The 15,295-nt window shown below is 64.6% G+C and carries 12 protein-coding genes; 5 read left to right on the top strand and 7 right to left on the bottom strand.

The genetic code is table 11. From position 1 onward, the window contains the following. Positions 1–3 precede the first annotated feature (3 nt). Complete coding sequence (gene ribA / locus RN346_RS12260; RefSeq protein ID WP_311961254.1) at positions 4–1,110, top strand: GTP cyclohydrolase II RibA; 1,107 nt, start codon at positions 4–6, stop codon at positions 1,108–1,110. A 58-nt stretch (positions 1,111–1,168) separates the two neighbouring features. Here the strand turns inward: ribA and RN346_RS12255 are convergent, their stop codons facing one another. From RN346_RS12255 to RN346_RS12240, 4 genes are read right to left on the bottom strand one after another with little or no spacing between them, the layout of a single operon-like run. Beyond that, positions 1,169–1,966: a creatininase family protein gene (locus tag RN346_RS12255; RefSeq protein WP_311961253.1), complete on the bottom strand. Its 798-nt coding sequence runs from the start codon at positions 1,964–1,966 to the stop codon at positions 1,169–1,171. An 18-nt stretch (positions 1,967–1,984) separates the two neighbouring features. After that, positions 1,985–2,767, bottom strand: coding sequence for an FkbM family methyltransferase (locus RN346_RS12250; RefSeq protein WP_311958389.1), 783 nt, complete (start codon positions 2,765–2,767; stop codon positions 1,985–1,987). Next, on the bottom strand, positions 2,767–4,725 hold the full coding sequence (gene mdoH / locus RN346_RS12245; RefSeq protein ID WP_311961252.1) for a glucans biosynthesis glucosyltransferase MdoH: 1,959 nt from the start codon (positions 4,723–4,725) through the stop codon (positions 2,767–2,769). Before mdoH ends, RN346_RS12250 begins: the two co-directional genes overlap by 1 nt. Then, on the bottom strand, positions 4,718–6,235 hold the full coding sequence (locus RN346_RS12240) for a glucan biosynthesis protein G (protein ID WP_311961251.1): 1,518 nt from the start codon (positions 6,233–6,235) through the stop codon (positions 4,718–4,720). Before RN346_RS12240 ends, mdoH begins: the two co-directional genes overlap by 8 nt. A 252-nt stretch (positions 6,236–6,487) precedes the next feature. Here RN346_RS12240 and RN346_RS12235 point away from each other — a divergent pair, with 252 nt between their 5' ends. Beyond that, positions 6,488–8,104, top strand: a complete 1,617-nt coding sequence (locus RN346_RS12235) for an alkaline phosphatase (RefSeq protein ID WP_311961250.1) — start codon at positions 6,488–6,490, stop codon at positions 8,102–8,104. Here the strand turns inward: RN346_RS12235 and RN346_RS12230 are convergent. The 3 genes from RN346_RS12230 to RN346_RS12220 form a co-directional block, all read right to left on the bottom strand. Beyond that, positions 8,098–9,030, bottom strand: coding sequence for a lipid A biosynthesis acyltransferase (locus tag RN346_RS12230; protein WP_311961249.1), 933 nt, complete (start codon positions 9,028–9,030; stop codon positions 8,098–8,100). The genes RN346_RS12235 and RN346_RS12230 overlap by 7 nt on opposite strands. Positions 9,031–9,033: 3 nt before the next feature. Continuing rightward, a complete protein-coding gene (locus RN346_RS12225; RefSeq protein WP_311958385.1) occupies positions 9,034–9,444 on the bottom strand; it encodes a DUF4870 domain-containing protein in 411 nt (136 codons plus the stop codon). A gap of 95 nt (positions 9,445–9,539) precedes the next feature. Beyond that, positions 9,540–9,923, bottom strand: a complete 384-nt coding sequence (locus tag RN346_RS12220; RefSeq protein ID WP_263586552.1) for a VOC family protein — start codon at positions 9,921–9,923, stop codon at positions 9,540–9,542. 291 nt (positions 9,924–10,214) lie between these two features. Between RN346_RS12220 and RN346_RS12215 the strand changes: the two genes are divergently transcribed. From RN346_RS12215 to RN346_RS12205, 3 genes are all read left to right on the top strand, one after another. Next, complete coding sequence (locus tag RN346_RS12215) at positions 10,215–11,603, top strand: MFS transporter (RefSeq protein WP_263586553.1); 1,389 nt, start codon at positions 10,215–10,217, stop codon at positions 11,601–11,603. Between the two features lie 159 nt (positions 11,604–11,762). Beyond that, positions 11,763–13,547, top strand: coding sequence for an acyl-CoA dehydrogenase (locus tag RN346_RS12210; protein ID WP_311961248.1), 1,785 nt, complete (start codon positions 11,763–11,765; stop codon positions 13,545–13,547). Between the two features lie 78 nt (positions 13,548–13,625). Continuing rightward, complete coding sequence (locus RN346_RS12205) at positions 13,626–15,263, top strand: acyl-CoA synthetase (protein WP_311961247.1); 1,638 nt, start codon at positions 13,626–13,628, stop codon at positions 15,261–15,263. Positions 15,264–15,295 lie beyond the last annotated feature (32 nt).

The following is a 15,295-nucleotide window of genomic DNA, read 5'->3' as shown; positions in this document are numbered from 1 at the left end:
TACATGTATCACATTGAACGCGCTATTTTCGACATTCGCCGCGGGCTTCCCGTCATTTTGAAAACCGGCGATCAGCGCCTGCTAGTGCAGGCCCTGGAAGGCAGCGACTCGGTCGATACGCTGGCGAGCCTGTCCGGCTCACGGCCCTCGATGGTTTTGACGCGCCACCGGCTCGAGGCCATGGGCATGTCGCTCAAGGCCGAGGCGGCGAGCCTGCCGCTTCACGAGCAGATCAGCGAAAGCGACCTGCACCGGCTGGCCGTGGCCAAGAGTGAAGCGAGTTCCTCGTCGACGCTGCTCACCGGGCTCAAGCCCGCCGGCAGCGGTGAACGCGCCGCGTTGACGCTGATGCGCCGGGCACTGCTCATTCCCGCCGCGCTCTGCGCCGAGATTAGCGATGCCCAGGCACCCGCGATCGACCAAAAGCTTGCGAAGGCGGAGCTTCTGGAGATCGACGCCGACGAGGCCGCCAGGTGCCTGGCCGGGGCGCCGGGGATGCTCAAGCGGGTCAGCGAAGCGCGTATTCCGCTCGAGGAGGCGGTCGAGAGCCGCTTCGTACTGTTTCGCGAGCCGGACGGGCTGCGCGAGCACGTGGCGGTAGTGATCGGCGAACCCGAACGTATGGAAGGCCCGGTGCCGCTTCGCATGCACTCGGCCTGTTTGACCGGTGACCTGTTCGCCAGCCTGCGCTGCGACTGCGGCGAGCAGCTGAGAAACGCGGTGGCGGACATTCAGGCGATGGGCGGCGGAGTGCTCCTGTATCTGGCCCAGGAGGGTCGGGGAATCGGCCTGGCCAACAAGCTTCGCGCGTATACCCTGCAGGATGGCGGACTCGATACCGTCGATGCCGACCAGGTGCTCGGCTTTGGCGACGACGAGCGCCAGTACGCGGTGGCGGTGGATATGCTGCGAGCACTGGCGATCGACAAGGTGCAGCTACTGACCAACAACCCGCTCAAGATGCAGGCGCTGGAAGCCGGCGGCGTCGAAGTCGCCTCGCGCCAGGCGCTTTATGGCAGCGTCACGGATCAAAACCACCGCTACCTGAGCGCCAAAGCCAATCGCGCCGGCCACCTGCTCGACGAAGTGCTGGAGAGCCGCGGCCATTGAGCGATCAGTCGTGCGAGCGCTCAGCGCTCGCGCTGTCTTTCAAGTGGGTAAGAAAGATTTAGTCAGTGGGCGTGCCGTGAGTCGGCACGAAAGGGGGCAGCGCCGCGGTTTCCTCGATCACCCGGGCAAGCTTTTTACCGTAGTGCTCGACCAGCCGCTTGCCAAGCGCGGCCTCGGCATTTGAGGCGTTACCTGCCACGCCCTGGGCGCTCAAATCCTCGCCAAGCCAGGCAAACGCTGCCGCGCCTTCGGGGGCGACCAGGTGATCCGGGCTTTGCGGGCGCGCAGGCGCCGCGGGCCGGTAGCCCTGCAGGTCGACCAGCGTTGGGGCCAGGTGCAGCATCATGGCCGTTTCCAGCAGCCCGCCGTGCAGCCCATAGCGCAGCTCCTCGGCGTCGATGGCGCCGTCGAGCGGCGGCAGGCGGGTGTAGGTCGCTTTTACCACGCGCAGGTCGAAGCGCTTTCTAAGCGTGAGCGCGGCCAGGTCCATGACCGCCTTGTTACCGCCGTGGCTATTGATCCATACCATCTTCTTGAACCCCGCCCGCCACACGCTTTCACCCAGCGCTTCGAGCGTGGCGATGGCAAGCGCTGGCGGAAGACTCAGCGTGCCGGCGAAGTTGGCGTGCTCATCGCTTGCGCCGATGGCAAGCGAGGGTAGACATACCGCGTCGATGTATGGATCGAGCGCCTCGAGCGCTGCGCGTTGCAGCCCTTCGCCGATGATCAGGTCGGTGGCGAGCGGCAGGTGAGTGCCGTGCTGCTCGATGGCGCCCAAGGTGAGCACGGCCACCGCATCGTCGGCGGCCACCGCCTTGAGTTGGGGCGCGCTCAGCGCCTGCCAGTGGTAGATCATGAAACTCCTTTTTCGGTGTCAGACGGGGTTGGCCACCACCGGATGATCGACGCGACAAGCGTAAAGATCGCCGGAGGCGAGCCCGTCGGCGCCGTCGTCGAGCCAGCGGCGAATGGCGCTCGGGGTTTGCCACGTGGCAAAGCGAAAGGCGCGCTGCTCGCCGGCGATGGCGTTGAAGCGGTAGTCGCCGAGTCGGGTGATCTCCTCGATACAGGCGTGGCTTACGTGCAAGACGCCGGCGACGAACTCCACCGACAGCGCCGCCACGGCGTGGCTCAAGCCCTTGAGCACCTCTGCCTCGAAACCTTCCACATCGATTTTGATGAAGCAGGGCATGCCGAAACGCTCGATCAGCCGGTCCATCGTGGTCACCTCGACGCGAAGTGTCCGCTCCCAGGCAATGTGCTTGAACGCCGGGTTTTCCGTGCCGATGCGCCCGCGCCAGTCGTGGGCGAGCGTCGAAAGGGTCGGGTTGGCGCTGCTGATCGCGATCTCGGCGTGGCCCGGCTCCACGCCCGCCGCCACTGGCAATAGCGTGATGTCATCGTGTTTGATGAGGCGGCGAAACCAGCGCGCCAGCGCCGGCTGCGGCTCGAGTGCCACGACCCTGGCGCCGAGTGCCTGAAACGCGGCGCTGCGATCGCCCAGGTGAGCGCCGATATCGAAAGCGATGTCGCCGGGCACGATGAACGGATGATACAGCCGCCTGAGCCCCTTTTGTCGCCCGGGGCGCCAGTAGACGATCAGCGAGCGTGCCAGGCCACCACCGCTTCTAAGCCGTTGACCGAGCGCAAGGCGCATCAGTGGGGCTCACGGGCCGAGGCGCTGGCAGGACGCTTGTCGAAACATCGAAACGACTGACACGGCATCTCACCGACCAGCTCGCCGGGAAGCGGCGCGACCACGCCTTCGAGCGGGGCGTGGTCGGGCGTATCGCCCCGGGCGCTGAGGGCGGCAAAGTCCTCCAGAAGCGTGGGGCGGTAGGTAATGCTGGGCGTCTTCAAAAGCCCCAGCCGGTGGCTGACGACGCCGCCCCAGGTACCGCTACTGGAGTATTTGACGATGGGCGTGGCCAGTACGAGCCCGGCCCAGGCCGGCGTCAGCCAGAAAAAGGCGTGCAACGAGCACGCCGCCATGGCGACGGCCCAAATCACGCCGCACACCGTCATCCAATAGGTGTGGCGCCAGGCTTCACGCCAGGCGAGCGAGCGCTCGCCGCGGTGCTGGGTTTGCCACTCCACCGAGCGGCCAAGCAGCACGTTGACGATGAACAGGCTGTGCCAGGCCATCATCAAGGGCGCGATGAGCGCGGCGAAGGCGAGTTCGAACAGCACGCTAAGCGTCAGTTTGAAACGTCCGCCGAAGGCGTGCGGGCACTGCGAAAGCGTCAGCAAATAGCCCAAAAGCTTTGGCGCGAGCAGCATGAACAGCGTAATCCACAAAAGCCCCACCGATAAAAGCGGGGGAAACGCGGGGCTTTGAGGCGGCGCGATGGCCTGCACACCGACCAGCAAGCTGGTGCAGACCAGAAGGCCCAGCCACACGACCGACGAAAGATAAGCAAAGGCGCCGAACAGAAAGTGCAGCCGGCTAATGGGGTGAAATCCGGCGCCGGAGAGCAGGCGCAAGTGTTGCAGGTTGCCCTGCAGCCAGCGCCGGTCGCGCTTGGCGAAGTCGAGAAAGTTGCTTGGCATCGCCTCAAAACTGTTGTGCGAGGCGCCAGCATGCGGCACCTTTTGCGATACCGCCGTGGTGGCGGAGGTATCCAGCAGTACCTGCCAGCCGGCGCGTTTCAACAGGGCGGCTTCGACGAAGTCGTGGCTTAAAAGCTCGCCGCCGAGCGGTGCCTTGCCGGGTAGGGCGGGGAGCCCGGCATGGGCCATGAAGGCGCGGGTGCGAATGATGGCGTTATGTCCCCAGTAGTTGGCCGCATCGCCTTGCCAAAAGCTTTGCCCAGCGGCGAGCATGGGGCTGTAAAGCGCCGAGGCGATCTGCAGACAGCGGCCGAACAGCGTGCGCTGGCCCACCGGAATCGGCACGGTCTGAATCAAACCGACGCGGGGCTCGCGCTGCATCCGGTGCACCATGTGCAAAAGCGTGGCGCCGCTCATGAGGCTATCGGCATCGAGCACTACCATGAAGTCGTAGCGCCGCCCCCAGCGCCGGCAGAACTCGGCGATGTTGCCTGCCTTGCGTCCTTCGTTTTTCTCCCGGCGGCGATAGTAGACGTTGATCTGACCGGCCAGGCGCTGCTGCAGCGCCGCCACGTGAGCCGCTTCTTCACGGGCCTGGGCCTGGGTTTGGGTGTCGCTCAAGATGAATACGTCGAAGTGCTCGCCGATGGCAAGCGAGCCGCCTTCGGTGTGTGCCTGGCTCAAAAGCGAGCGGCAGGTCGCCTCGAGCCCGGCGATGGTCGGCACCGGCGGCTCGGCATAGATGGGCATGACCAGTGCGGTCTTGCTCACCAGGCGGTAGGCGCTGGGCGGCGTTGGCCGCAAACGGCGCAGCGACAGCGGGTCCAGGCGCAGCGCGCAGAGCACGAACCCGCACACCGCGCCCCAGAAGGCCATGGCGATCCAGCTAAAGGTCAGCGCGAACAGCGTCAGCAGGGCGATTTGCCACCCCAGCGCCAGATCATCGACGACGCGGTGCATCGCCAGAAGCCCCACCACGCTGGTGGTGAGCACGGCCAGCGTATAGAAGGCGCGGCGCCAGAAGAGCCCGGGGATGGCGACGGCAGTGATCGGCTGTTCAGTCATCGGGAGTCCACACGTAGTTCCAGGTTTCGCTGATCGGCTCGCCGTTCATCTCGAGCCGCAGACGGATGTCGCTCGTCGCGTTGGCCGGAACGCGAAAGCTTGCGCGCCAGCGGTTCCTTGGCAGTGCGAGCACGTGGGCTTCGCGCGCCTCGACCTCACCGGTATCGATGAAAAGCGTTATCGATGCGTCGTCATTCAGGCCTTCGAGCGCGCCACCTTCGAAATCCACGACGAACTGGCGCTGCGCTTTCGCGGCCGGGTCGCTGGCAAGCCCCGCCTGGCCCTGACGGGTGCGAAAAACGCGCGCCTGGTCAAAGGCCTCGGGGGTGTCGTTCAGCGTGTAGGTGCGGTAGTGAAGCGCCAGTGACTCGCCGGCCTCGAGCGGGGCATCGAAGACCCAGTAGGCGACGATATTGTCGTGGGTTTCGTCCGGTGTGGGCAGCTCGACGAGCTCCACGTGGCCCGGGCCCCAGTTCGCCAGCGGTTCGACCCACTGGCTCGGGCGGCGATGGTAGAGTGCTTCCATGTCCAGGTAGCGGTCGAAATCGCGCTCGCGCTGCATCAAGCCAAATCCGGCCGGGTCGTCGTCGCTGAAAAGCGACAGGCGCGTGTCGCTCGGATTCGAGAGCGGGCGCCAGATCCACTCGTTCTGGCCCGTGTGCATCAAAAGCCCGTCAGAGTCGTGCACCTGGGGGCGGAAATCGTCCGGCCGATGAGCGGTGACATCACCGAAGGCGAACATGCTGGTGAGCGGCGCGACGCCGAGCTTGTCGATATCCTCGCGAGCAAAGAGCTCGGCTTCGACCTCGAGGTTCGTCTGCTCGCCCGGCGTGAGCGTGAAGCGGTAGGCGCCGCTGATCGATGGGCTATCCAGCAGCGCCAGAAAGGTGAGCGTCTGGTCGCCTTGCTGAGGCTTGAAAAACCAGAACTCGCTAAACCGGGGAAACTCTTCTGGCTTGCTCGAGGCGGTATCGATGGCGAGCCCACGGGCGGAGAGGCCGTACACCTGGTCGCGCCCGACCAGGCGAAAGTAGCTGGCGCCGAGAAACGCCGCGACCTCGTCGCGGTAGTCGGGGTCGTTGATCGGGTAGTGCAGGCGAAAGCCGGCGTGGCCGCTATCGGTGAGGTCTTCACTGGAAAGCGCCCGGGCCTGGCCTTCGTAGCGAAAATCGTCGCGCTGGAAAGGCAGCGGCTCGCTCTGGCCGTCGTCGATGACATTGAGGGTGACGGGTTCCTTGAATAGAAAGCCGCTGTGAAACAGCTGCAGCGAAAACGGGCTTTCGTCGCGCCAATAGGCCCGTTCGGGGTCGAAGCGAATCTGGCGGTAGGCGTCGTAGTCCAGGTTCTCGAGAGCGCTTGAAAGCGGGGCGTTGGGGGGCGTGTACGGGGCCTCGGCCAGCGTTTTGGCGCGCTCGATAACGTTATCGAAAAAGGTGTCGTCTGCCTGGGAGATCGAGGCGTTCGCCAGTCCAAGCGCGATAAGCCACTGTGTGCCAATACGACCTTTCATAAACGGGGTCCCTTCCTTCAAAGGCCATGGGTAATCAATTACCTGGCACCGGAATCGGTTTTTATAACTATTATGGCAGCGGGCGTTTTGACTATCGTTATGTTCCCGGGCAAGCTCGAACGCCCTTGTCCAACGTTCAAACCACTATAGCGATGCGTGAGCGTTTAACGAAAGTACGCGCGCCACGCATTCACTATAAAGGTTACTCTTCGCCTCGCCTACAGGGTTTTTTCTCATGCCGTTGATGATGCCATGCTTCGCGTTTTAATCGCCGCCACTGCGCTGAATATCATGCTGGTTGCGCCGCTTTGGTGGCGCTTTGAACATTTGGGAATGCCGCTGGTCGCGCTCGAGGTGTGGATGCTCGCCCCCGCGTTGGCGCTGATTCCCGCGCGCGGTTGGCGTCGGCTGCTGGCGGCGCTGGTCGTTTTGTGGGTGGGGTTGGTCAGCGCTGCCCACCTGGGCGACGCCGCTACCCACGCTGCGTTTGGTCGCGCGCTGAATCTGTATCTCGACGTGCCGCTCGTGCGTTCGATCTATCATCTGCTCTCCGGCAACGTCGGCAAACTCGCCGGCACCTTGATCATGGCGCTTGGCGCGCTGTCACTCGTGGGCATGCTGCTATTGATCTATGCGCTGCTTTCGCCCAAACGCGCGCTCTCGCTCGAGCGGGTGTCGGGGAAGGCAGCGGCCGCGCTCGCGGTGTTAGCGCTGGTGCTCTGCGGGCTTCACTACCAGGGTCTGCGCGTCGTCGAGCGTGGGGCGCTGCCACTCATCGACACCACGCGTTTTCAAATCGAGCAGGTGCGGGCGACCCACCAGGCGCGGCTGGCGTTCGAGGCCGAGCTTGAGCAGCGCCCGCTCGAGGCCCAGGCGCTGCCCGGGCTTGCCGGACGTAACGTGCTGTTGACGTTCATCGAGTCCTACGGGGTGAGCGCGCTGATTGATCCGCGCTACGCGAAGCTGATTCGAGCGACCCTTGACGAGATGGACTCGCGCCTGGAAGCGCGGGGGATTGGCGTGGTCTCTGGGCTTTTGGAGGCGCCGATACGCGGCGGCCAGTCCTGGCTTGCCCACGCCAGCGTGCTCAGCGGGCGCTGGATCGACAACCAGCTCTGGTACCGGCTGATGCTCGAAAGCCCCCACGCGAGCCTGGTCGATGACTTCCACGCCACCGGTCAGCGCTCGCTCACCGTCATGCCAGGCATTACGCTGGCCTGGCCCGAGGGGCTCGCCTACGGCTTTCAGGAGATTCGCACCGCGCGCAACCTGCCCTATCAGGGCCCGGCGCTCAACTGGGTGACCATGCCGGATCAGTTCACGCTGGACTACGTGGCGCGGCGCCAGCTCGACCGGGGGCCGCTGTTCGCTCAGATCACGCTGATCTCGAGTCACGCGCCCTGGACGCCGATTCTACCGGTACTCGAGAATTGGGCGATGATCGGCGATGGGTCGATCTATGGTCCCTGGGAAAACGCCGCCGATCCGCCCGAGGTGCTGTGGCAGGACCTGGAGCGCATTCGCGATCACTACGGCTGGTCGGTGAACTACTCGGTGGCAAGCGTGGCAGGCTTTGCCGAGCGCGCGCTGGATGAAACGGGGCTTTTGATCGTGATGGGCGATCATCAGGCCGCGCCCTTGATCACCGGCGAGAACGCAAGCGCAGCGGTGCCGGTTCACGTGTTCAGTCGCGCCCCGTCCCTTTTGGACGCCTTTCGCAAGCGCGGCTTCGTCGATGGGGCGCTGCCGGCACTCGATGATACCGAGCGCGCGCCCCGTATGAGCGAGTTACGCCACTGGCTGCAGGAGGATTTTGGCAACGGCGCTGCGTCTAAAAACGCAAAGACAGCGAACGGGGCAGCTCAGTAAAGGCGGTAGCTTTTGACGTTGGCCACGCCCTGGGTCTCCTCGACGACCTTGCGATAGCGCTTGTACTCCCACTGGTACTGTGCCGGGTCGAGCGCGATCGAGGCCTCCACGCTTGCGTTGACGCCGGTGGCAGAGGTGACGTCCTCCTCGCTGTAGACGCGTTCGTCGGCATCGAGAAAGTGAATCGCAAAGCCCTTGCCCGGCACTCTGAGCGCCACGCCGGTCACCACCCGCGCCTGGGTGCGGGCGACCAGTTTGGGTAACAGCGTAGCGGTATAGGCGCTGCGCTCGAAAAACGGCGCGAACACGCCGCTGCCCCAGCTTGGCTCCTGGTCCGGCAGAATGCCGATCGCCTCAGAGCGCTTGAGCGCTTTCAAAAGCGCGGCCACGCCGCGCGGGTTGGTCGGTACCAAACTCGCCCCCATGCGCTCGCGGCCGTGGCGGATGATCGGCTCGAGCTCTGCGATCTTGGGCGGCTCGTACATGGCGGTGAAGGGGAAGTGGCTCGACAGCCAAAAATTGAGCACTTCCCAGTTGCCGAAGTGGGGGGCGAGCACGATCACCCCGCGCCCGTCAGCGCGGGCACTGTCGAGCTTGTCGCGCCCGTGCACCTCGAGAATATGCGCCTGGACCGTTTCGGGCGGGGCGAGCCAGGCGTGACCCAGCTCCAGCATGGTGGCCGCCGAGTGGCGAAGGCTTTGCCGGGCCAGCGCCTTGCGGCTGCGAACCGGCATGTCCGGGTAGACCACGGCCAGATTGGTGTGCGTGACCCGGCGCTCGCGTTTGCTGAGCCCGTAAACTGCCGGGCCCAAAAGCCGCGCCCCGCGCCAGAGCGACGTGAGTGACCAGCGCGACAGGCGTCGCCACAGCGCACTGATGGTGCGCGCCTGCAGCGCCTGCAGACGAGAAGAGGTCGATCCGCTCATGGTCTACAGCAGCCACCCGTTGACGTCACTCGGCGGGCGCTTGTCCTGAATGCCCTTGAACCCTTTCACGCAGCGCACGATGAACCACACCGCGACCGCCAGCAGCAGCGGAAACCCGATCAGTACCAGGGTGAGCAGCGAGGCCACGCTGAGATACAAAAGCCCGATCCAGAAGGTGCGGATCTGATAGCGGTAGTGCTCGTCGAGCCAGTGCGGGCCGCGGCCGTGATAGACGTAGGCGACGATCACGCCGACGATCACGGTAAAGCCGGTGAAAAAATTGGCCAGATAGAGCGCATAGACCACCAGCGCGACGGTGGTATCGGCCTTGGGAGCCGGCTCGCGCGTCTCCTCATGAACGCGCTCGTTGACGACTTCACCCTCGATGGGCTCTTCATTCGCGTTGTGGCGCATGCGTGCTCCTTCACTCAAAGATGTTCGCCTCGCGGGCGCCCAGGCTGCCCATGATAGCGTGCCGGGCGGGGCTTATCATTACGTCAAAGGCCGATTCAGCGTCCCAGCGGGCGGCAGATTTCCAGTAGATTGCCGTCCGGGTCGCGCAGATAAACCGACTCGATGGCGCCGTTGGCGCCCTGGCGCTCCACCGGGCCAAGCTCGATCTCGACCGAGAGTGCTGCCAGGTGGTCCATGAACTCGGCAAGCGGCAGCTGACAACGCAGGCAAAGATCCAGGCTGCCAGGCGTCGGGGTGGCGGAGATCGGCGCGATATCGGTGTCGGTCTGGTGCAATCTGAGCGCGGTGTCGCCCAGCATCAGGTCGACCCGCTGAGCGTCGCGGTAGCGCACGTCGAGTCCCAGCACGCGGGAGTAGTAATCCACCGCGCGCCCCATGTCGGTCACCGTGACTACCAAATGGTCCAGGCCTGAGAGCATGCCACCTTCCTTCGATCAGTTTTGAAAGCCTCATCTTACCCTGGCCGCTCCCGCCGGGCATGCAAAATGACGCCTGCACCAGCGTGGTGCGGCGCGGCGGGCGTTCGAGCGATCGATTTAAGCGATAAAAAGCGTTGACTTTAGGGCCTTGCGCGTAATAATTGCGCGCCCGTTTTCCTGCCAGACTGTGTTCTCTAATCGATTCTACCGATCGGTTTTTAACGCAAGCGACGGTCGGCAGCGAAGGGCCGTGGGTTTCAGCGCTTTTGGACAAGGCAGGGTGAGGTGGGCATGTCGCGGCAACTATTGGCTATGGCGCTTGCGCCGCTTTTGGGACTTTTCATTCTGGGCATCGGCAACGGCTTTCTGGCCACGCTGATCACCCTGCGTCTGGACGCGGCGGGCGAATCCGCCACGCTGATCGGTATCGTGTCGTCGGCCTACTTCATCGGGCTCGCCTTTGGCGCCATGTTCAACGACCGCCTGCTGCTACGCATCGGCCACATTCGCGCCTACGGAAGCTTTGCATCCTTGGTGGCGGTCACCGTGTTGCTGCAAGGGCTCTTCTTCGACCCCTGGGCCTGGTTCGCGCTGCGTTTGATCGGCGGCTGGGCAACGGTCGGGGTGTATCTGGTCATCGAGAGCTGGCTTTTGACCGCCGGCGACCAAAAGGTGCGCGGCCGGCTGCTCGCGCTCTACATGATCGCGCTCTACGCCGCCGGCGTGGTGGGCCAGCTGCTGCTCGGCGTGACCAACGCCATGGGTGATTCCGCGCCGTTCATGGTCATTGGCCTTTTGGCGTCGCTTTCTGTTCTGCCCATGGCCATGATTCCGCGCGTCTCGCCACTGATCGAGCACGCCGAGCCCTTGCCGCCGCACCGGCTGATCACCATGACCCCGACCGGCGTGATGGGCAGTTTGGGGTCGGGCATGGTGGTGGCCGCGGCCTACTCGCTGCTGCCGCTCTACCTGCAGCGTATCGGCATGAGCGTAAGCCAGGTCGGGCAGATGATGGCGGTGGTGATTCTCGGCGCCATGCTGCTGCAGTATCCGATCGGGCGCTGGTCGGATCGCCACGACCGCCAGATGGTGCTGATCGGGATCAGCGCGTTTTGTATCGTCATTTCCGGGGCGATGCTGTGGCTTCCGCTCTCCACGCCATTGCTGGCGGTATTGCTGTTTCTGCTCGGCGGCGGCGTGTTCGCCTTCTACCCGGTCGCGGTGAGTCACGCCGCCGACCGCGCCCCGGCGGGCGCGTTGGTGCGCATGAGCCAGGGGCTCTTGTTGATCAACTCCATTGGCGCCACCGTCAGCCCGCTTTTGATCTCACCGGTGATGACGGCGGTGGGCGATACCGGGCTTTTTTGGGCCTTCGGTGCGATGAGCCTGTTCTTTTTGCTGTTCTTTGGCTGGCGACGCAGCGTGCGTCCGGCGCCGCTGCCGGTGGCGCCGTTCACCGCCACGACCCCCATGTCCAGTGCCGGCGCCGAGCTCGTCATCACCGAAGAGCTGGTGCAGGGGGCGCTGGAGCACGAGCACCTGGAGGATCTCTCCCAGGTACTGCCGGAGGTTCACGTGGCGGAGCCGGTGGTCGGCCCGCCGGCGGCGGACGAAGTGCACATCACCTACTTTGATGACGTCGAAACCGTCGAAATCCACCGCCCCCACCGCGCGCCTTGAGCGCCGCATCAAAGCGAACGTTCCCGGCGTCGCTTATCAGCTGACGTGATACCTTGGATGAATAGTGTCAAAACGCTCGTTTGACTACCATGAGTCGATCGTGCGGTTTTAACGCCCAGGCGCTTCAGGGCGTCACTCTATTCAAGCCAAGGAGTTGCCATGAAGGATTATGTCGCGCCGGTTCGCGATCTACGCTTCGTTCTCGAGGAGATGCTTTCGCATCGCTCGCTATCGCTGCCCGGTTTCGAAGAGGCCTCGCCGGATCTGGTCGAGGCGGTGCTCGAAGAGGCCGCCAAACTGGCCGGCGACGTGTGGGGCCCGCTCAACCGCGTGGGCGACCAGCAGGGCGCGACGCGTCACCCGGACGGCAGCGTGACCACCGCCGAGGGCTTCGCTGCCGCCTACCAGGCCTATGTCGAAGGCGGCTGGAACGGCATCGGCGTATCCAATGCGCTGGGCGGGCAGAATCTGCCGGAAGTGGTCGCAAGCGCGGTGCAGGAGATGCTTCATGGCGCCAACATGGCGCTTGGCCTTTGCCCGATGCTCACCGCCGGGGCAATCGAAGCGCTGGCGCACCACGGAAGCGACGCGCTCAAAAAGATCTACCTCACCCCGCTGGTCGAAGGTCGCTGGACCGGCACCATGAACCTGACCGAACCCCAGGCGGGGTCCGATCTCTCCAAGGTACGCACCAAAGCCGTTCCCGAAGGGGATCACTACCGCATCAGCGGCCAGAAGATCTATATCACCTGGGGCGAGCACGACGCCGCCGAAAACATCGTCCACCTGGTGCTGGCGCGCAAGCAGGGCGCCCCGGAGGGCAACAAGGGTATTTCGCTGTTTCTGGTGCCGAAGTTTCTGGTCAATGACGACGGTTCGCTCGGCGAGCGCAACGACGTCGTCTGCGCCTCGCTCGAGCACAAACTCGGCATTCACGGCTCGCCCACCTGTACGCTCAGCTTCGGCGAGCAGGGCGGGGCCGTGGGCTATCTCGTCGGTGACGAGGGCCGCGGGCTCAACCACATGTTCACCATGATGAACGAGGCGCGTCACAAGGTCGGTATCCAGGGCATTGGCGTGGCCGAGCGCGCCTGCCAGCACGCGCTGGCCTACGCCAATGAGCGCGTGCAGGGCAAACTCTCCAAAGAGCGCGGCGGTGTCGAGACCACCATTGGCGAGCACTTCGACGTCAAACGGATGCTGCTTTCCATGCGTGCGCGCACCGACGCACTCCGGGCGCTGGCGCTTTACTGCGCCGGCCAGCTCGATATCGCGCGCAACAGCGAAGATGCCGGCGAGCGCGAGGCGGCTCAGGCCCTGGTCGACGTGCTGATTCCCATCGTCAAAAGCTTCTCCACCGACCAGGCCGTTGATATTGCCTCCACCGGCATTCAGGTGCACGGCGGCATGGGCTACGTCGAGGAGACCGGCGCCGCCCAGCTTCTGCGCGACGCCCGCATCGCGCCGATCTACGAAGGCACCAACGGTATTCAGGCGCTGGATTTGGCCGGGCGCAAGCTGCAGCGCGACGACGGCCAGGCGATGACGCGGCTGATCGAGCGGGTCGAACAGACCGCACAGGCGCTCGGTGAGGACACAGCGCTTGCAGGGCTTGGCAGAGCGCTTGGCCAGGGCGCTGAGGCCCTGCGCGCGATGATGGCCATCGTGCTCGAAGAGGGCCGGCACGAGACGCGCGGCGTCGACGCCGTGCAGGCCTACGCCACGCCGTTTCTATCGCTTGCCGGCCACGTGCTGTGCGCTTGGCAAATGGGTGAGGCGGCGCTGATCGCCAGTCGCGCCGACCAAAGCGATCCGTTCTATCAGGCCAAGCTCGCCAGCGCCCGCTTTGCGATCACCCAGTGGCTACCGGTGGGGCTTGCCCAGCGCGCGGTGATCGAGGCGGGAGTCGAGTGTCTGGAGGCGTTCGATAGCCGCGCCCACTAGGCGAACCGGCGCCGGGCGCCCAACGTTCGACGCCCGGCGCACGACCATTCCAGCACAATAAAGACAACAGGACGGCCCATGAACACGATCTTCGAGCAGGATCTGCCGCCGACGCCGGCGAACTACGTAGCGCTGTCGCCGCTGACGTTCATCGAGCGCTCGGCGGCGGTGTATCCGGACTACCCGGCCGTGGTTTACGGCGGGCGTCGCTTAAGCTGGGCAGAGACCTGGTCGCGCTGTCGCCGGCTTGCCAGCGCCCTTGAAAAGCGCGGCATCGAACCCGGCCAGACCGTGGCCGCCATGCTGCCCAACGTACCGGCCATGTTCGAGGCGCACTTCGGCGTGCCGCTGGCCGGCTGCGTGCTCAATACGCTCAACATCCGTCTGGACGCCCACGCCATTCACCACATGCTCGCCCACGGCGAGGCGAAGGCGGTTTTGGTCGACCCGGAGTTCAAGGATGTCATCAAACAGGCGGTGGAGGGGCTGGCCGACAAGCCGCTGATCATCGACGTACGCGATGAGGAGTTTTTCGGCGAGTCGACAGGCATCGGCGAGATAGAGTACGAGGCGCTGCTGCAAGAGGGCGACCCGGACTACGCCTATCGGTTGCCAAATGATGAGTGGCAGGCCATTTCGCTGAACTACACCTCCGGCACCACCGGTGACCCGAAGGGCGTGGTGTATCACCATCGCGGAGCGTATCTCAACGCGGTGAGCAACATCATGGAGTGGGCGATGCCCCACCATCCGGTCTATCTCTGGACCCTGCCGATGTTTCACTGCAACGGCTGGTGCTTCCCCTGGTCGATCGCCGCCCGAGCCGGGGTCAACGTGTGCCTGCGAAAAGTGGACCCGGCGCGCATCAACGCGCTGATCGAGGAGGAGCGGGTGACCCACTTCAGCGGCGCGCCGATCGTGCTCAATGCGCTGGTGAATCTGCCGGAGGCGCAAAAGCGCGTCTTCGACCATCCGGTCAAGGCGACGACCGCTGGTGCGGCGCCGCCGGCTTCCATCATTGCCGGGGTCGAGAAGCTGGGCATCGAGGTCACCCACGTTTACGGTTTGACCGAGGTGTACGGACCGGTGACGGTGTGCGCCTGGCACGACGCCTGGGATGCATTGCCCCTCGAAGCGCGGGCCAAAATCAAGGCCCGCCAGGGCGTGCGCTATCATATGCTCGAGGCGCTGTGCGTCGCCGACCCGCAGACGCTCGAGCCCGTCCCCCGCGATGGTCAGGCCATCGGCGAGATCCTGATGCGCGGCAATAACGTCATGAAGGGCTACTTGAAGAACGTTGATGCGACCCAAAAGGCGCTTGCCGGCGGCTGGTACCACACCGGTGACCTAGCGGTCTGGCACGAGGATGGCTATATCGAGATCAAGGACCGCTCCAAGGACATCATCATCTCCGGCGGTGAAAACATCTCGACCATCGAAGTGGAAAGCGCGCTTTACGACCACCCCGCCGTGGAAGCCGCGGCGGTCGTGGCCCGGCCGGATGAAAAGTGGGGCGAGACGCCCTGCGCCTTCGTCACCCTGAAGCCAGGTTATAACGATATCGATGAAGCCGCGATCATCGCCCACTGCCGCGAGCGGCTGGCGGGCTTCAAGGTCCCCAAAACGGTCGTTTTCAGCGAGCTGCCGAAAACCTCTACCGGCAAGATCCAGAAGTTCGTGCTGCGCGACGAAGCCCGAGGGCTCGACCAACGCTAGCGCCAGCGCGAATTACCCGTTCACTAACGCCA

The organism is Halomonas sp. PAMB 3232, assembly GCF_031954225.1.
GTDB lineage: Bacteria > Pseudomonadota > Gammaproteobacteria > Pseudomonadales > Halomonadaceae > Vreelandella.
The sequence above is the reverse complement of the archived record's forward strand: the minus strand, read 5'-3'. Positions and strand labels throughout refer to the sequence as shown.